This is a genomic window from Photobacterium sp. 53610 (genome assembly GCF_036409375.1).
GTDB lineage: Bacteria > Pseudomonadota > Gammaproteobacteria > Enterobacterales > Vibrionaceae > Photobacterium.
In genome coordinates this window covers 106,971-124,749 of sequence record NZ_JAXOFS010000003.1, presented here as the reverse complement: position 1 = coordinate 124,749, position 17,779 = coordinate 106,971, and the positions used below count along the sequence as shown (strand labels likewise).

Sequence of the window (17,779 nt, the reverse complement as noted above, 5' to 3'; positions counted from 1 at the left end):
ATTCATTCCTTGGCAAGTGGTAAGGGCTGTCCACCCAACGTCGCAGTATTTGACATCTTCCGACTAAGATAACGGATCAGGGCATTGAGGCCGATCAAAAGAACGCCCACCAAATTGGCGGGCGCTGTCAGTCGGGTCAGAGGGGTTAGGTCCGTCAGATCCGAAAGGCCTGAATTTTTTGTTCCAGATCTGCCGAGTGCCCCTTCATCGTATCCGCGGTCTCCGTCAGTTCGGTCACCACCACGACAGAAGCTTCAACCAGCTCCCTGACATTATTCAGGTTCTGATTCATTTCCTCGGCAACCGCACTCTGCTGTTCAGACGCAGATGCAATCTGGAAATTCATGTCATTGATCCGCTGAACCTGTTCGACAATCTTATCGAGTTCACCGCCGGCACTGGTCACCAGATCGACCCCTTCGGCCGCCTCAACCACACTTTGCTCCATTAGGCCGACCGCCTGTTTGGCGCTGTCCTGCAGCTGACCAATCATCTCCTGAATTTCCACCGTTGCTGTCTGGGTCCGCTGCGCCAGATTCCGGACTTCATCTGCCACGACTGCAAAGCCGCGTCCGGCATCACCGGCACGGGCAGCTTCAATCGCCGCATTCAGTGCCAGCAGGTTCGTCTGTTCGGAAATGCCCTGAATAGTGACAATCACAGTGCCAATTTGCTCCACCCGGGTTTCAACCTGGCTGACGGCCTCGGCCGATGCCCGGATATCGGTCGACAGCTGATCAATCGTGGTAATGGTTTTCGCCACAAACTGCTGTCCCTGATTGGCCTGAGCGGCAGTACCTTCCGTGGCTCCTGAAGCTTCGCGGGCATTTTCTGCCACGGTCTGAACCGTAGAGGTCATCTCGCTCATAGCCGAGGCCAGCAGGTCAATTTCGTGGAATTCTTCCTGCGCTGATTCTTTGGTTTCCTGCATGCTGACAGACATCATGTCTGCCAGTTCAGTCAGCTCCGTGGAGGCGGCGCGCTGATTCCGGATTACCTCACTGAGCTGAATCCGTGTCCGTTCCAGTTCACGGGCCAGATCGCCGTATTCATCCTGACAATCCATCACCACCGGCTGAGAAAAGTCCCGGTTTGCCATACGCTTGATTGCTTCGGCCAGATAACCGGTCTGGCGCAACATGAGGCTGGCAGCCCCCAGCAACAGCACCATGAAAGCCACAATCATTGCGGCGGTCTGCCAGGCAATCTGCACCATGTAAGCACTGTAATAACTGTCGGCTTCTGCACCGGACTGTGACGCAACGATCAGCCAGCGGGTCCCGGCCACCGGCACGGCATATTCAAAACGCTTGCCATCCCCGAGTGTCAGCGCCTGTGCGGAAGTCAGCCGCGCCAGTTGCGCCCCCAGCGCCTGACCACTGTCTGTCTGCGCCGTTAAACCGTTGAGCTGCTTTGTGGCCGGATGTCCGTTCACCTGACCATTAGCGGTATTCACCAGATAGGTATAAGCACCGTCCTGCCCCTTTTGCGCTTCAATGACCGACACAGCCTGCTGCAGTCCCGCATCCCCCTGAGCGAATAAAACCGACAGCATCGCAGCCTGATTCAGCGCCTGCTCTCTGGCCTGCTCTTTCTGAATGTCGACAACCGACTGATAAAAAGTTCGGGCATCCCACAACTGTTTCCCTATCAGTAAAACCGTACTGAACACCATGAGTAAAACCAGTTTGGGGACGAGTCTGATGTTGCTGATTCCCTTTTCCCAGGGCTTGAAAACCATTTCAACCATATTGTATGGATCTCCTTTGTCTTAGCCAGCGGTTCGATCCTCGAACGCTTGATGCCTGCCTGGCTGCAAGGAGCCAGTGTTATTTTTAGTGAAGACAGGCCTGAATCTGCTCAAAACAAACTTGCAATTCACTCGGCAACACCAGTAAATTCAACTTGCTAGCGGTACCGAATATCATAATATGCCTGCTATAAATAACTAAAATTGAATGATGAAAAAGATCGATGGCGTCAAACATGAACTGAATCCGATGAGCCTGGTTGCGCTCATCTTGTCTTTCGTGTCTCTTGCACTGGTCTCCAGTCTGTTTTTTATTCCGCGCAATGACAGGATATATACCCTGTTTGTCACCATAGATACCCTGATTTGTCTGTTTTTCTGGCTCCAGCTCACCGCCGATCTGGTGAGAAGCCAAAGTAAAGGCGACTATCTGAAAAAACACTGGCCCGATTTCCTTGCCAGTATTCCCATCATTGAGCCGTTACGCTTTATGCGGGTCATCCAGATTTTCAGGGTCCTCCGGCTGCTTCGATCCGGTCAGCAGATCCTGCAGCACATCATGGCTTATCGCCGGGAAGCCACCCTCGCAACTATTTTTCTGTTGCTCACTGTACTGGTTACCGTTGGTTCCTCTTTGATCCTCATCATTGAAAGCAAAGATCCGAACGCCAATATACTCAGTGCAGATGATGCCCTGTGGTGGGTGTTTGTGACGATTTCAACCGTGGGATACGGCGACCACTATCCGGTCACCACGCTGGGAAAACTGCTGGCCACCGTCATTATTACCTGTGGTGTCGGTTTATTTGGTATGGTCGCCGGTCTGATCAGCTCTTTCGTTTCAGAACCGGGAAAGCACGCACCGCCCAGACATCCGCATGATCAGGTTCACTGGGATAAAGTGTTACATAACCAGAAAGTCTTACTGGATCGCATCAGTTCGCTAGAAAGCAGGCTTGCCGAAGCCACAAGGCAGGCAGAACGCAGGCAACAAAAAACGCCTTCCCCTCTCACCGACACGAATCTGTCGGATGAAAAGACAAGGCGTTCGTCACCGGACCCGGACTGAGCCGGGTCGGACAGGAAAAAAGATTAAGGCCAGTAAGGCTGCTGTGCCAGCCCGATTTGCCGGCTCTGATCCATGGCATGCAGCAGGGAGTCTTCCTTGCGGTGCAGCCATTTATCAATTTGCTTGCGGTCATCTTCTTCCTCAAACTCAGGCTGCAGCACCCGAATCGGTTCAAGCTGACGCAAATCTTCCATCCCCTGAAGCACATCCAGCCACGGGCTTCGGAACACATCGCGACGTTCCGCATCATATAAAGATGCAAAACACAATCCACCAACCAGATTCCGAAGCAGGCGGGGCTGTTGATCGAGATAGTCCGCCCGGCTGAGCGCCCGCTGGGCACCAAAGGCGTCGCCCAGCTCTTCCCAGGCTTTTGCCAAAGCTGAATCAGCAAACGCTTTTGCAGATGCCGCCAGCCGCTCTCTGGCCTTTTCATCCAGAAACGGCTGCCAGCCCCGGCTCAGCAGCCAGCTGCTGAGGTTCAGAAGCAAATTACAGTACCGCGATGAGTGCAGCAGACGCAGGACATCATCGGGTTCAGGCAATTCTTCCTGCCGCTCTTTCAGCTGTTTCACCAAAGCTTTACGGGCATTAAGCTTTTTCAGAGCATGACCTTTCTCAGCCAGCCAGCGATCCAGCGCTCCGGCTTCTTCCAGCCAGTCCAGCTCGCCTTCCAGCCAGCTCAGCTCCTGACGCAACTGCGCACTGGCACGACGGGGGATCATACTGCCGAACACCACCAAAGTCTGACGGATCAGCGAAATCGCCTGACTGATCTGAGTCAGTGCCGCCAGTTCCTGGCGCTCAACATAAATCTGTTCGTGGTAATGCCACTGTTCTAAGGCATGCTCCAGCGAAATCATCAGTGTCTGCTCAGCACTGGCATCCGCGTGAAGCGGGACGTAGGACAAAGGTTTCACCGCATCGCCGGCATAATCTGCCGCCAGACGGTAACCCCGGGCAGCTTTGCTCAGGTTACCCAGCCGGATTCCGCCGACATCACACAGCTCACGGGCCAGCGTGAACAATGCATCGGTCTGGCCGGATTTCAGCTCCAGCTCGACTTCACAAATCGGTTCACTGCGATCACCGGCGCGGACTTCGCCCTGATCAAAAGCCAGCTCGATCTGGCTGCCGTCCGGCATCGCGACCAGCCACTGCTGCCGCTCAAAGTCGGTCGAGAATAAAGGCGCGATCTGTTCAGAAATGGCGGCAATCTCGAAATGTGCCGGCCAGGCATCGGCAGGGTGTAAAGATAAGTCCGGCTGCGGGCCGTTCAGTTCAGCATTATACTCAGGCCGCTGGTGCAGTCCGGCAACAACACGTCCTGCTGTCTTGAGGGTCTGAATGTAGACATCATCAATCCGGCGAACCCGCAGTCCGATGTCATGCTGACGAAGAATTTGCTCAGGGGTATCGAAATAAATGTTACCCAGTCGCTTACTGCTTTGCTGCAAGATTTTGGCTTGGGCAATTTTTCGCAGTAGATGACTCGAAAATTCCGCTGAGACGAAAAACTTCAGTTCTATCTCGGTTTCCATAATTGTCCCTATAAACGGTAGCCAGCCAAGGATATTTGCTAATCTTGCCGGGAGCAAGCAGGAAATCTCCCCAAATAGCAGCACAAAATGTGTTTCCCTGTACTACGTTATACGTTACCATGCGCGCCACAGGGCCTGTTGACCTTTGGATTATTTGTTCTGTTCAGTGCTGAAATAAGCGCTAATCAAGGCACGAATCATGGAGTTTAGTGCGCTAAATAAATGATGAGTAACGCAGTGAAGCGCTTGTTCAGCTCAGAAAGAGCTGAGACAACTATTCCGCTTCATTCCGTGAATCAGGTTTATCCGGCAGCACCTCCTTTCAGCCTTAACCGACGCGACATATGATCGCTACGGAACGGGAGTCCAAACCTCAGCAGGCTCAGATTCATCGCTCAAGATTTCGCCTTTATCACAGGTATCTTTAGGTTGATCGGCTATGCCAGTAAATACAATCATGGGGCTCTTTGCTAAATCCCCAATCAAACCGTTGCAACGCCATATCACGCGTGTCAACGAATGTTGTGAATTGCTTGTTCCGTTTTTTGAAGCGTGCCACGCCAAGGAATGGGAAAAAGCCGGACAGTACCGTGAGCAAATCTCGCAGCTTGAAAAAGATGCGGACGTGCTGAAACGTGAAATCCGTCTCAAGCTCCCGCGCGGCCTCTTCATGCCAGTCGACCGGACTGACATGCTGGACCTGCTGACTCAGCAGGATAAACTCGCTAACCTCGCCAAGGATATCGCAGGGCGCGTCTACGGACGTCAGCTAGACATCCCTGAGAACCTTTACGCAAACTTTCTCGCCTATGTTCAACGCTGCCTTGATGCCGCCAATCAGGCCAGTCGTGTCATCCATGAACTGGATGAACTGCTGGAAACCGGTTTCAAAGGCCGTGAAGTCACGCTGGTTGCTGAAATGATTAACCAGCTTGATGTCATCGAAGACGATACCGACAGTATGCAGGTCACCCTGCGTCAGCAATTACGCAAGGTTGAAGACCAGTACAATCCTGTCGATGTCATGTTCATGTACAAGATCCTCGAATGGGTCGGCGGCATTGCCGATCAGGCTCAACGCGTCGGATCTCGTCTCGAAATTATGCTATCCCGCTCATAACGAGCAACGGTAATAAAAACAAGGTTTTACAATGGAAATCCTGGCTAATTATGGCACCGTGATTATCATGGTGGCGGCCCTTTTTGGCTTTCTTATGGCGATTGGTATTGGTGCCAATGACGTCGCAAACGCAATGGGAACCTCGGTTGGTTCCAAAGCGCTGACGGTCAAACAGGCGATTTTTATCGCGATGATCTTTGAGTTTGCCGGTGCCTACCTGGCAGGCGGCGAAGTCACAGACACAATCCGGAAAGGGGTGATTGAAACCTCTCACTATGCGGCCCAGCCTGAAATCCTGGTTTACGGGATGATGTCAGCGCTGCTGGCAGCCGGTTCATGGCTGCTGTTGGCGTCCTACATGGGCTGGCCGGTCTCGACCACTCACTCCATCATCGGTGCCATCATCGGTTTTGCGTGTGTGTCAGTCGGCACTGAAGCCGTTGACTGGGCTTCAGTCCAGGGCATCGTCGGCAGCTGGATCGTAACCCCACTGATCTCGGGTATTTTCGCATACGTGATTTTCATCAGTGCCCAGCGTCTGATCTTTGATACCGATAATCCGCTGATCAACGCCAAGCGTTTTGTGCCTGTCTATATGTTCATTACCGCGATGGTGATCGCGCTGGTGACCATCAAGAAAGGTCTGAAGCACGTGGGTCTGCATCTGAGCACCACAGAAGCCTGGCTGGCGTCTGTTGCAGTCTCTCTGGTCGTTATGGCCTTTGGTTACCTGTACATCCGCCGTAACTATCAGGATGCAGAGCAATCTTCCGGCACCAATGGCTATGCGGGTGTAGAGCGTGTATTCAGCCTGCTGATGGTCGTGACGGCCTGTGCCATGGCCTTTGCGCACGGTTCAAACGACGTAGCAAACGCAATTGGCCCGCTGTCTGCGGTTGTTTCAACCGTTGAGCACATGGGTCAGCTGTCTGAGAAAAGTGCCATTGCATGGTGGATCCTGCCGCTGGGTGGTTTTGGTATCGTTGTCGGTCTGGCAACCCTGGGCCACAAAGTAATGGCTACCGTAGGTACCGGGATTACCGAACTGACGCCAAGCCGTGGTTTCGCTGCACAGCTGGCAACCGCTTCAACGGTTGTCCTGGCATCGGGCACCGGCCTGCCGATTTCAACCACCCAAACACTGGTGGGTGCAGTCCTGGGTGTTGGCTTTGCCCGTGGTATTGCTGCACTGAATCTGGGCGTGGTCCGTAATATCGTGGCCTCCTGGATCATCACCCTGCCTGCGGGTGCGCTGCTGTCAGTCATTTTCTTCTACGTAATGCAAGCGGCTTTTGGCTGATTTCAGTCAACCTTCGGTAAACTTTGCCAAAAAGTAGCACAAGGTCAAAAGAGGGAGGCAATGCCTCCCTCTTCGCTTGCGCCATTGGCGCAAAATTCTTAGTATCTGTGCTCCATCGATTAACCAAGCTCCTTCAAGGATCTCAGTGTGAAGCAACTTATCCGCTTAGTTTTTGCCGCTGTCACTGTGCTGATGACAGCGCAGGTACACGCTCAGCAGGTGCGTTATATCTCCGATGACTTGTTTACTTACATGCATCGCGGACCAAGCACGCAATATAAAATTTTAGGCAGCGTGAACTCCGGTACGAAAGTGACCGTGCTGGAAACAAACCGGGAAACAGGGTTTGTCAAAGTGACTGATGATCGCGGCCGTACCGGTTGGGTCAGCAGTGATTACATTTCCAATCAGGTTGGTTTGAAAGAGCGCTTACCGAAGCTCGAAAAAGAGCTGAGCGAAGTGAAAAAAGCGCTGGCGAACGCCAGAAAATCCAGCGATGAACGCAATGCAACCCTTCAGTCTTCACTGGAAAGCCGCAGTACGCAAATCTCCGAGCTGGAAGAACGCAATACCAAGCTGAATGAACAACTGTCTACCTCTCAGTCAGAAATCCGCGAACTACGCGCCAAACTGGATACTCAGGCAGATGACCTGCTGATGAAGTGGTTTACCTACGGCGGTATGGTTGCCGGTGGTGGTCTGCTGTTCGGCCTGATCCTGCCGCACCTGATCCCGCGTCGTAAAAAGCGCAATAACGGCTGGGCGTAATCCCCGACGGTTCCTCCGAATCAAAAAAGGCAGCCCCGGCTGCCTTTTTTCTGTCTGCGATAATGTGTCTGAGATGCGTTGTTTGCTGTTTTAACCTGCCGGCCACTGCGACAGTGCTGCCATCTCAAATCGTGTATTCTCAAAGTTCAGTACCACCTTCCGGGACTCAATCCGCTCCAGCGTCACACCAGGGGCAATTTCATCCCCTTCATAGGCTTCACGGCCATTCACTTTGATCCAGCGGCTGTTGGCACTTGAAGAGTAGATATGCGTCTGCAGGTCAATGGCCGGCAAACGTTTCTGGACCTGTCGCGGCAGATCGGCGACGGTCATGACGTCTTCATCCGGCGCTGCAGAGACTTCCGGCTGAGCTGCGCGATTGGCAACGGCCCGTTCATCAATCAGCGATGGTTGTTTGTCTTCCTGATCCGTGGCCTCAATCGCCTGGTGCAGCCGACTGGCCAGCTCAGGAGACAGCCCGGAAAGATCCAGTTTATCCAGATCCCAGCTGTTTTGCTGACGGTCTGCAATATCACCTTCCGGCGAAACCTCGTGGACGACCGGCTCCGACGGCACCGGAGACGGACCAGTCGCCACTGTATATCCGGCTGACGTCAGATCCGGCAAAGATTCCGTGACCAGCCGGGGCATCGGCAGAAAAGTCACCGCATAGGTGCTGTCATCCGGTCCGGCATCAGTCCGGTACTGCTGATAGAGCGTCGGTCCAGGCAAGGCCAGTGCGGTATCCAGCACCATCAGGGTCATCGGCCCGGCAATCCCGTCCGGATACAGTCCCTGTGCGCGCTGGAAGCGACGAAGCTTATCCAGCACCCCCTGATCGAACTGACGGCTGGCCGTTCCCGGCTCGCCCAGCAGGCGATTAAGCTGCTGATCCAACCAGGCAACGCGTGTGCCCTGCTGCCCGTAACGAATACTGCTGCTTTCTCCCATCGGAGCCCGCCACATCAGGGTGTAATCCTGCTGCCAATGCGTCTGTAACCATTCCCGGCTGACCCGAATCCGCTCACCGCCCAGCATCAGCTCAGCTTCTCCCGGCCACAGCGCGTACAGCACAGCATAAAATGTCTCACCGTTCTCCCCGGTCAGAGGCAGAACTGCAGGACGGTTAATCAGGCCCAGTTGCGCCAGATCGCCTTTGTTTTGCTGACAGGTCAGCCCGATCCGCTGACTGCTGAGACAGTTGGCCTGATTCGGTGTCACCTCATACCCCCAGAGCCGGTAAATCGTCTGCATTGCCTCTCTTTCGTCCGGCTGAAGTGCCACTAACTGCTGCCAGCGTTGTTCCAGAGCTGTCTGCGCAGCGGCCGCTTTTGCTTCGGCGGAGACGGGTTCAGACGAGCGCTTCACAGCAACCACTGCTGGCTCCTGCGGGGTGATTCCCAATTGCTCCCGAGCCAGCCACCCGCCGCCGAAGTAACCGGCAGCGACCAGCGAAGGCGCGAGGATCCCGGCAATGACCCAGCCCGGTTTCACCTTACCTGTTCTGCTCCCGGCTACAGGCTGCGGCACGGCCCAGCCCAGCGCCAGTTCACTGGCCTGTTTGATGTGTTCCGGCGTAATCTGATACCGGCTGTCCCGGCAGGCCATCTGCATGGCCTTATCGCACACCAGATTGATCTGGCGGGGGATCCCATGACAGACCTTCGCAACGGCTTTCAGCGCCGGAGGGGTAAATACCGGATGGGCACAGCCAACCTGATCCAGCCGGAACCGGACATACGCAGCAACCTCAGTTTCGGTCAGCGGCAACAGGTGATAGCGGGAGGTAATCCGCTGGGCAAGTTGCCGCAGCCCCGGCTGCTGCAGTAATTGTTGCAGTTCCGGCTGCCCCACCAGCACCACCTTGAGTAACTTACGCTGATCTGTTTCGAGATTGGTCAGCAACCGTAACTGCTCCAGCACATCCGGCAGCAGGTGTTGCGCCTCATCAATCAGCAGCAGTGTATGCTTTCCGGCCGAGTCGTTGGCTTTAAGATGATCATAAAGGCGGTCGGTTAATATCTTGTAGCTGTCTTCAGGCGATGCGGGCAGTCCCAGCTCATCACAGATACTTTCGAGCAATTCATGGGCCGACAAGGCCGGATTGAGCACCACGGCAACCTGGGTATCATCGCCCAGCTTTGAGAGCAGCGCGCGCAGGACCGTGGTTTTACCCGTGCCGACTTCGCCGGTCAGCAGGCCAAACCCGCCGCCGTCGGCCAGTCCGGCCAGCAGATGATTGAGCGCTTCACGATGGCGGTCACTGAGATAGAGAAACCGTGCACTGGGCACGATAGAAAACGGGGCTTCTGTCAGGCCAAAAAATGCCGTGTACATGTCTTCGTCCGGGATGAAGTAAAATAACTGAGATACATTAGCGTTCGTGACACCGATTGTATACCCTTCGGGGGCAAGACTGACAAAAGACTAGGAGAGAAAAGTGGAGATTTATCTGGTTGGTGGTGCTGTACGGGACAAGCTGTTAGGCCTGCCCGTCAAAGACAAAGACTGGGTTGTTGTCGGCACCACCCCGCAGCAAATGCTGGATCAGGGTTTCAGCCAGGTAGGTAGTGACTTTCCCGTCTTTCTGCACCCGAAAACCAAAGAAGAATATGCGCTGGCCCGTACCGAGCGAAAAGCAGGCAGAGGCTACACCGGCTTTACATGCTATGCCGCGCCGGATGTCACGCTGGAACAGGATCTGATGCGTCGGGATCTGACGATCAATGCCATCGCCGAAGCGGAAGACGGATCGCTGATCGATCCTTATCAGGGTCAGCATGATCTGGAAAAACGCCAGCTCCGCCATGTTTCTCCGGCATTTGTGGAAGACCCGCTGCGGGTACTGCGGGTCGCCCGCTTTGCTGCCCGATTTGCGCCGCAGGGCTTTACCGTGGCTCCGGAAACCCTGTCCCTGATGCAGGAAATGGTGGTTGAAGGAGAACTGGAAGCCCTGACCCCGGAACGGGTCTGGCAGGAATGGGAACGTGCGCTGTCGACGGAACGTCCGGACATCTTCCTGACCGTCCTTCGCCAGTGTGGTGCGCTGGGTGTGGTGATGCCGGAAATTGATGCCCTCTTCGGCGTGCCGCAGCCTGCCAAATGGCATCCGGAAATAGATACCGGCATTCATACCCTGATGGTGTCTTATCAGGCAGCTTTGCTGAGTAAGGACCCTGTGATCCGGTTCTGCGCTCAGGTCCATGACCTCGGCAAAGCCCTCTCTCCGGTGGCTGAGCTGCCGAGCCATAAACTGCACTGTCAGCTCGGACTGGATGTGATCCGCAGTCTGTGCCAGCGACTGAGAATCCCGAATCATTACCGCGATGCGGCGTTAATGGTGTGTGCCCAGCACACCAAAGTCCACAATGCGAATGCGCTGCGCCCTGCCACCTTCATTAAGATTTTTGACCAGATTGACGCGTGGCGAAAACCAGAGCGGGTGGAACAGCTGGCGCTGTGCTGCCGGGCAGATGTGCGCGGCCGGACAGGCTTTGAGGATGATCCTTATCCGCAGGCCGATGTATTACTGACAGTATTTGCAGCCGCACAGGCAGTCGAAGTCAAACCAATCGTTGCTGCGGGTTATAAGGGTGCCGAGATTAAAGAACAGCTGGCCGCACGTCGCTGCGAAGCCGCAGCTCTGGTGCTGGGACGATAGACAACCCAGGCAGACGGTTCTGTGAGGTTGCAAGACTTCGAAACGTGCCTCTTCGCATTCAGCCGCACACAAAAAAGCCGGACAAAAAGTCCGGCTTCATTTCATTCAAACCACATCTCGATTACTGCTGGCTCATCAGGAAGGCAATCAATCCGGCCCCCAGCAGCAGACGGTAAATGACGAATGGGAACATGCCCAAACGCGTGACCAGCTTCAGAAAGACGTGAATACAGGCATAGGCGCTGACAAACGAGACGGCCAAACCAATCCCCAGCCCGCCGAAATCAACCGGCACCGGACTCTCCGCCAGTTTCGTGCCCAGATAAGTGCCCGCCAGGACAATAATCGGAATAGACATTAAAAATGAAAATCGTGCCGCCGCTTCACGGGTGAATCCCAGATACAGGGCTGCAGTCATGGTGGCACCTGAACGGGACGTACCCGGGATCATCGCGGCAGCCTGCGCCAGACCAATATAAAGTGAGCGCTTCGGATCGGCCGCATATTCATCGATATTCTGTGGTGCCCGACGATCCACCCACCACAGCAGCAGACCAAACACGATGGTCGTCACTGCAATCACCCACGCAGAGCGCAGGTAGTGTTCGATGATATCCGCCATAAAAAAACCAAAAACACAGGCAGGAATGGTTGCCAGCACAATCATCCAGGCCAGTGTGGCTTCCCGGCAGCACTTCCGGGTGAAAATGGAGTTCACCCAGGCCGACAGCAATGAAACCACTTCTTTGCGGAAGTAGAGCACCACAGCAGCCAGTGTGCCAACATGTACCGCAACATCGAATGCCAGTCCCTGATCGGCCCAGCCTAAGACCTGAGATGGCAAAATCAGGTGCGCCGAACTGGAGATGGGCAAAAACTCCGTCAGTCCCTGGATCAATGCCAACATGAATGCTTCAAAATGACTCATTGCTTTCCTTTACTTTTTGCGGTCTGCCGACCTTGTTATTTAAATTCACCAACAGAACAGATTGACCGCAGGATTCTGCGTCGGTTCCTGCTGATGCGGCAAATTCAGGTCAAATTTCCATGACGACCGGTCTGAGCACCTGCGGCTGATCAAAAGCCTGCCACAACTCTGCCACGGTTCTGCCATCTCCCGGTACAACCTGCTGCGGACAAAGCTCCATCAGCGGCTGTAACACGAAAGCAAACTTATAAATATCATCACGAGGTAAGACGGGCGACTGCGCACGGATCAGATCACCGTAAAGCAGCAGATCCAAATCCAGCGTCCGGCTCTGGTTTTTTTTCGCATCCGGCTGACGGCCGTACTGCAGCTCCAGCGTTTTCAATTGTGTTTGCAGATCAGACGGCGAGAGCTCGGTGTTCAATGCCACCACACAATTGAAAAAATTCGGTCCGTCAAAACCAACCGGCTCCGCTTCATAAATGCGCGACACACGAAAACCGGTTCCCAGTTGTCTGAGCTCAGACACTGCTGCACGCACAGAGCGCTCCCGGTCGATATTACTGCCGATACTGATGTAAACCTCAGTCACGGCATCCCCGTTGAATTACCACACCGACGCCACGGGCATTCGGTACCGCACCCGGTTTGGTCACTCTGACCTGAATCCATGGCACCTGGAATTGTGTCATGATCAGGCTGGCAACTTCTTCTGCGACTCGCTCGACCAGCAGAAAACGTCCCTGCTCTACAAACTCGGTGACGGCCTGGCTGACGGCAGCATAATCCAGAGCCAGGGCAACATCATCAGCCCGGGCGGCTGGCTGATTGTCATGGGCCATTTCCAGATCCAACACCAGTTTCTGCTTAATTTCCTGTTCCCAATCGTACACGCCAATTGAGGCGATCACGTCAAGATGTTCGATAAATACTGAATCCATGTTCCATCGCTAAATTATTTAGGGATAATTTACCCCAGAGGTCGGATACCCAATGTGAGCAAAAGTGCGTATTATCGGGACTGAACTGTCACTTTTGATGACTGAATGCGGGTTTCCCGTCGCAATCATGCAGCGGGCCCCTGCAAGTGGAGGCACTATACCACAGCTGTCAGGAAGAATGTCATCAGACGTGGTATGAGGTGAACCCCCAATTTATCCGAACGACGATGCCGTCACGAATCAACAGGAGCCGCTATGACGCCACTGGTGTTGCTGATCATCATTGCCGCTTATCTGCTGGGCTCGATCTCCAGTGCGGTGCTGATCTGCCGCCTGTTCCGCCTGCCGGATCCGCGCGACAGCGGTTCAGGCAACCCGGGAGCCACCAACGTGCTTCGTCTTGGCGGCCGGGGCGCCGCTGCGCTAGTGTTGGTATGCGATATCCTCAAAGGGATGCTGCCGGTGTGGCTCAGCTACTTTTTAGGAATCAATCCGTTTTTGCTGGGCGTCATCGGTATCGCGGCCTGTCTGGGGCATATCTACCCTATTTTCTTCCATTTCCGGGGCGGTAAAGGCGTGGCCACTGCACTGGGGGCACTGGCACCGATTGGCTGGGATCTCAGCGGCATGCTGATTGCGACCTGGGTGATTGTGGCAGTCATCGGCGGCTATTCATCACTGGCATCTATGATTACAGCACTGCTGGCCCCCATGTTTACCTGGTGGGTCAAGCCTCAGTACACCATGCCGGTAGCCATGCTGTCCTGCCTGATTATTCTCCGTCACCACGAGAATGTCCGCCGTCTGCTCGACGGCAAAGAATATAAGATCTGGCATAAATTTAACCGCCAGCCGAAATCCTGAATTCTTCTGGCGGTTCATGCGGTATTCACGGCCACGGTTGGTACCGTAAAAGGGATCAGCGCAATGGCTTGAGGGTATCAATCGGCCAGCGTGGATGGGCTTTCACGCCGAGGTCCATGATTTCCTGATTTTTCAGACGCTGCATGCCCGCATATGCAATCATGGCGCCGTTATCCGTACAGAACTCAGTCCGCGGATAGAACACTTCCCCGCCCAGACTTTCCATCAGTTTCGCCAGTTCGGAACGCAGATGCCTGTTGGCACTGACGCCCCCGGCAATCACCAGACGCTTAAAGCCGGTTTCTTTGAGGGCACGCTTACATTTAATCGCCAGCGTATCCACCACCGCTTCCTGGAAAGCACAGGCAATATCCGCCCGGGTCTGTTCATCATCGTCATTGGCGCGAATGGTATTCGCCGCAAAGGTCTTCAGACCGGAAAAACTGAAATCCATCCCCGGACGATCCGTCATCGGACGCGGAAACGTAAAACGACCCGACGTGCCCTGATCGGCCAGTTTCGACAGCAGCGGTCCGCCCGGATAATCCAGTCCCATCAGTTTGGCCGTTTTATCAAAGGCTTCACCGGCCGCATCGTCAATCGACTCGCCCAGAATGCGGTATTCACCGATGCCCTTCACTTCCACCATCATGGTGTGGCCGCCGGACACCAGCAACGCGACAAACGGAAATTCCGGCGGATTCTCTTCAAGCATCGGCGCCAGCAGGTGGCCTTCCATATGATGGACCGCCACAGCCGGCAGGTTCCAGGCATAGGCCAGACTGCGGCCAATCGTTGCACCAACCAGCAATGCGCCCACCAGACCCGGTCCGGCAGTATAAGCCACACCGTCGAGGTCGGCCGGTGTCAGACCGGCATCCGCCAGTGCCTGTTTTACCAGCGGAATAGTCTTTTTGACATGGTCCCTTGAGGCCAGCTCAGGCACGACACCACCATAGTCGGCGTGCAGCTTGACTTGGCTGTACAACTCATGAGCCAGCAGGCCTTTCTCATCATCGTAAATCGCCACGCCTGTCTCATCACAGGACGTTTCGATGCCCAGGATACGCATATCAACCTCTATACTTATATATACTTACTAACGAAAGCCGTTAGCCGGTGCGGAACGTCGGAGGGGCATGTTACCGCTGTTGACAGAATTTCACCAGTTCTGGCTTGCAGAATACTTTACAAATGGCCCCGGATCAGATTAGAATTTCGCACCATTTTTAATCAGCTGATAATTTAGATCATCAGCGTTAACCGAATCACTCTGAGGTGAGTATTACATGCCAGTAGTCAAAGTACGTGAAAACGAACCGTTCGACGTAGCTCTACGTCGTTTCAAGCGCTCTTGCGAAAAAGCAGGTATCCTTTCTGAAGTTCGTCGTCGTGAGCACTTCGAAAAGCCAACAACTGTACGTAAGCGCGCTAAAGCAGCGGCAGTTAAGCGTCACCTGAAAAAATTGGCTCGCGAAAACGCACGTCGCGTTCGTCTGTACTAATTTACAGAGAACAAGGACAGCGTAATGGCCCTGATCGAAAGTATTAAGAACGAACAGAAAGCCGCCATGAAGGCAAAGGATAAAGCCCGTCTGGGTGCTATCCGTCTGGTTCTGGCTGCTATCAAACAACGTGAAGTCGACGAGAAGATCACACTGACCGACGACGACATCGTGGCAGTACTGACGAAAATGGTAAAACAGCGTCGTGACTCTGTAGCTCAGTATGAGGCTGCAGGCCGTCAGGATCTGGCCGATGTCGAGCTTGCTGAAATTACCGTGCTTGAGGAATTTATGCCTCAGCCACTGAGCGACGACGAAGTTGCTGCTCTGCTGGATGAAGCGATTGCCAGCACTGGTGCCAGCACGATGCAAGACATGGGTAAACTGATGGCTGTGCTCAAACCACAGCTTCAGGGTCGTGCCGATATGGGGAAAGTTAGCCAACTGGTGAAAGCCAAACTCGGTTAATACTGCCCCAGCTCTACAGCAAGCCGTGCTATCCTCCAAGGAACGCGCGGCTTGTTTGTATCTCTCCCGGACAAATTTCAGGTAACACTCATTGTATGGCAGGCAAAATCCCCCGTTCGTTTATTGACGATCTCATCGCACGACATGACATTGTGGATGTCATTGATGCGCGGGTGAAACTCAAGAAACAGGGGAAGAACTACGGCGCCTGTTGTCCGTTCCATAATGAGAAAACCCCTTCTTTTTCTGTCAGCCCGGACAAACAGTTCTATTATTGCTTCGGCTGTGGTGCCAAAGGCAACGTCCTCGATTTCGTGATGGAGTTTGACCGCCTCGATTTTGTTGAAGCGGTGGAAGATCTGGCGTCTCAGCTTGGCCTTGAAGTGCCCCGTGAACAGGGCAGCGGCCAGAGCCCGGCGAAACGACAGGAAAAACAAAGTCTTTATGACCTGATGGGTCAGGTCGCCCAATATTATCAGTCCCAGCTTCGACAGCATGAAGCACAGGTTGCAATTGACTACCTGAAAGGGCGTGGCCTGTCGGGCGAAATCGTCAAGCAGTTTGGCATTGGCTATATCCCGGATCAGTGGGATCTGGTGCGCCAGCGCTTCGGCCGGACCGAGCAGGCTCAGAAAGATCTGGTCAGTGCCGGTATGCTGATTGAAAACGATCAGGGCCGACGTTATGACCGCTTCCGTGGCCGGATTATGTTTCCGATCCACGACCGCCGCGGCCGGGTCATTGGTTTTGGCGGCCGGGTTCTGGGTGACGGGACGCCCAAATATCTGAACTCGCCGGAAACACCGATTTTCCACAAAGGACGCGAGCTCTATGGTCTGTATCAGGTGATGCAGACCTACCGGGAACCTGAGCGAATTTTAGTCGTCGAAGGTTACATGGATGTGGTCGCACTGGCGCAGTACGGCGTCGACTATGCGGTTGCCTCTCTGGGCACCTCAACCACCGGCGATCATATGCAGAATTTGTTCCGGCAAACCGGTACCGTGGTCTGTTGTTATGACGGTGACCGTGCCGGACGAGATGCCGCCTGGCGGGCGATGGAGCAGGCACTGCCCTATCTCTCCGACGGCCGCCAACTGAAATTTATGTTCCTGCCCGATGGCGAAGACCCGGACAGTTATGTTCGCCAGTACGGGAAAGAAGCATTTGAGCAGCAAATCAGTGAAGCGATGACGCTGTCTGATTTCCTGTTCTCAACACTGTTGCAGCAGGTCGATACCAGCAGCCGGGAAGGCAAAGCCAAGCTCAGTACGCTGGCTGTACCCCTGATCGACAAGGTCCCGGGCGGTACCCTGCGGCTATACTTAAGGAAAGTTCTGGGTCAAAGACTCGGTCTTCCGGATGAGGAGCAGCTCAGGCAACTCATCAGCGAACACGGCGACAACAAACCGGTTCGCATCGCGCAACCTGCAATCAAGCGTACCCCGATGCGGGTGGCGATTGCCCTGTTGCTGCAAAACCCGGGCTTTGCTTCTGAGCTGGAGCTGAACACCGGGGACTTTGTCGGCATTGAACTGGCCGGCCTAAAATTATTGCTGACAATAGTTGATAAATGTCGACTTCGTCCCAATATCACAACTGGACAGTTACTTGAAGATTGGCGAGAAACGGAACAAGAACAGCTGATGGCGCGGCTCGCCACCTGGGATATTCCTCTCGGCAATGACGAAAGCAGTTTACATACTGTATTTTTTGACGCGATGGATAAAGTTATCGATCAGTGCGTCACCCAACAAATTGAGAAGTTGCAGGCTAAATCGAACACCGTCGGCTTATCAGTCGAAGAGAAGCGGGAGCTCCAGCTATTGCTGTTGAATCGCCCCGACTAAAAAGTAGTCAACAA

The 17,779-nt window shown here is 54.2% G+C and carries 16 protein-coding genes; 9 read left to right on the top strand and 7 right to left on the bottom strand.

Annotated elements, in window-relative coordinates:
* Nucleotides 1-154: 154 nt before the first annotated feature.
* On the bottom strand, nt 155-1,750 hold the full coding sequence (locus SPK40_RS10495) for a methyl-accepting chemotaxis protein (RefSeq protein WP_330960445.1): 1,596 nt from the start codon (nt 1,748-1,750) through the stop codon (nt 155-157).
* 211 nt (nt 1,751-1,961) lie between these two features.
* Between SPK40_RS10495 and SPK40_RS10490 the strand changes: the two genes are divergently transcribed.
* The gene (locus SPK40_RS10490; RefSeq protein ID WP_248141723.1) at nt 1,962-2,819 is read left to right on the top strand and encodes a potassium channel family protein; all 858 of its coding nucleotides are present in this window, start codon (nt 1,962-1,964) and stop codon (nt 2,817-2,819) included.
* Between the two features lie 23 nt (nt 2,820-2,842).
* Here the strand turns inward: SPK40_RS10490 and SPK40_RS10485 are convergent, their stop codons facing one another.
* Nucleotides 2,843-4,360, bottom strand: a complete 1,518-nt coding sequence (locus SPK40_RS10485) for a CYTH and CHAD domain-containing protein (protein WP_330960444.1) — start codon at nt 4,358-4,360, stop codon at nt 2,843-2,845.
* Between the two features lie 439 nt (nt 4,361-4,799).
* Between SPK40_RS10485 and SPK40_RS10480 the strand changes: the two genes are divergently transcribed.
* The 3 genes from SPK40_RS10480 (at nt 4,800) to SPK40_RS10470 (ending at nt 7,548) form a co-directional block, all read left to right on the top strand.
* Nucleotides 4,800-5,480 (top strand): TIGR00153 family protein, encoded by a 681-nt coding sequence (locus tag SPK40_RS10480; RefSeq protein WP_248141487.1) that lies wholly within the window; start codon nt 4,800-4,802, stop codon nt 5,478-5,480.
* 31 nt (nt 5,481-5,511) lie between these two features.
* On the top strand, nt 5,512-6,780 hold the full coding sequence (locus SPK40_RS10475; RefSeq protein WP_248141488.1) for an inorganic phosphate transporter: 1,269 nt from the start codon (nt 5,512-5,514) through the stop codon (nt 6,778-6,780).
* Nucleotides 6,781-6,927: 147 nt separating this feature from the next.
* On the top strand, nt 6,928-7,548 hold the full coding sequence (locus SPK40_RS10470; RefSeq protein ID WP_371929351.1) for a TIGR04211 family SH3 domain-containing protein: 621 nt from the start codon (nt 6,928-6,930) through the stop codon (nt 7,546-7,548).
* 90 nt (nt 7,549-7,638) lie between these two features.
* On the opposite strand, the gene SPK40_RS10465 is transcribed toward SPK40_RS10470, so the two are convergent.
* Complete coding sequence (locus SPK40_RS10465) at nt 7,639-9,885, bottom strand: AAA family ATPase (protein ID WP_330960443.1); 2,247 nt, start codon at nt 9,883-9,885, stop codon at nt 7,639-7,641.
* 103 nt (nt 9,886-9,988) lie between these two features.
* Here SPK40_RS10465 and SPK40_RS10460 point away from each other — a divergent pair, with 103 nt between their 5' ends.
* Complete coding sequence (locus tag SPK40_RS10460) at nt 9,989-11,209, top strand: multifunctional CCA addition/repair protein (RefSeq protein ID WP_248141490.1); 1,221 nt, start codon at nt 9,989-9,991, stop codon at nt 11,207-11,209.
* Nucleotides 11,210-11,330: 121 nt separating this feature from the next.
* On the opposite strand, the gene SPK40_RS10455 is transcribed toward SPK40_RS10460, so the two are convergent.
* The 3 genes from SPK40_RS10455 to folB all read right to left on the bottom strand — a co-directional run bounded on the left by SPK40_RS10455 (nt 11,331) and on the right by folB (nt 13,078).
* Complete coding sequence (locus tag SPK40_RS10455; RefSeq protein WP_330960442.1) at nt 11,331-12,137, bottom strand: undecaprenyl-diphosphate phosphatase; 807 nt, start codon at nt 12,135-12,137, stop codon at nt 11,331-11,333.
* 109 nt (nt 12,138-12,246) lie between these two features.
* Nucleotides 12,247-12,729 carry a 2-amino-4-hydroxy-6-hydroxymethyldihydropteridine diphosphokinase gene (folK, locus tag SPK40_RS10450; protein ID WP_330960441.1) on the bottom strand — a complete coding sequence of 161 codons (483 nt, stop codon included), beginning with the start codon at nt 12,727-12,729 and terminating at the stop codon, nt 12,247-12,249.
* Nucleotides 12,722-13,078 carry a dihydroneopterin aldolase gene (folB, locus tag SPK40_RS10445; RefSeq protein ID WP_248141493.1) on the bottom strand — a complete coding sequence of 119 codons (357 nt, stop codon included), beginning with the start codon at nt 13,076-13,078 and terminating at the stop codon, nt 12,722-12,724. The genes folK and folB overlap by 8 nt, the downstream gene beginning before the upstream one ends.
* Before the next feature lie 255 nt (nt 13,079-13,333).
* On the opposite strand from folB, the gene plsY reads away from it, so the two are divergent.
* Complete coding sequence (plsY, locus tag SPK40_RS10440) at nt 13,334-13,942, top strand: glycerol-3-phosphate 1-O-acyltransferase PlsY (protein ID WP_248141494.1); 609 nt, start codon at nt 13,334-13,336, stop codon at nt 13,940-13,942.
* Nucleotides 13,943-13,997: 55 nt separating this feature from the next.
* Here the strand turns inward: plsY and tsaD are convergent, their stop codons facing one another.
* Nucleotides 13,998-15,014 (bottom strand): tRNA (adenosine(37)-N6)-threonylcarbamoyltransferase complex transferase subunit TsaD, encoded by a 1,017-nt coding sequence (gene tsaD / locus SPK40_RS10435; RefSeq protein WP_330960440.1) that lies wholly within the window; start codon nt 15,012-15,014, stop codon nt 13,998-14,000.
* 217 nt (nt 15,015-15,231) lie between these two features.
* Between tsaD and rpsU the strand changes: the two genes are divergently transcribed.
* The 3 genes from rpsU to dnaG all read left to right on the top strand — a co-directional run bounded on the left by rpsU (nt 15,232) and on the right by dnaG (nt 17,765).
* Entirely contained in the window at nt 15,232-15,447 is a 216-nt protein-coding gene (rpsU, locus tag SPK40_RS10430) for a 30S ribosomal protein S21 (RefSeq protein ID WP_002537656.1), read from the top strand.
* A gap of 24 nt (nt 15,448-15,471) precedes the next feature.
* Entirely contained in the window at nt 15,472-15,915 is a 444-nt protein-coding gene (locus SPK40_RS10425) for a GatB/YqeY domain-containing protein (protein WP_248141496.1), read from the top strand.
* 95 nt (nt 15,916-16,010) lie between these two features.
* Entirely contained in the window at nt 16,011-17,765 is a 1,755-nt protein-coding gene (gene dnaG, locus SPK40_RS10420) for a DNA primase (protein ID WP_330960439.1), read from the top strand.
* The last annotated feature ends 14 nt before the right edge of the window (nt 17,766-17,779 follow it).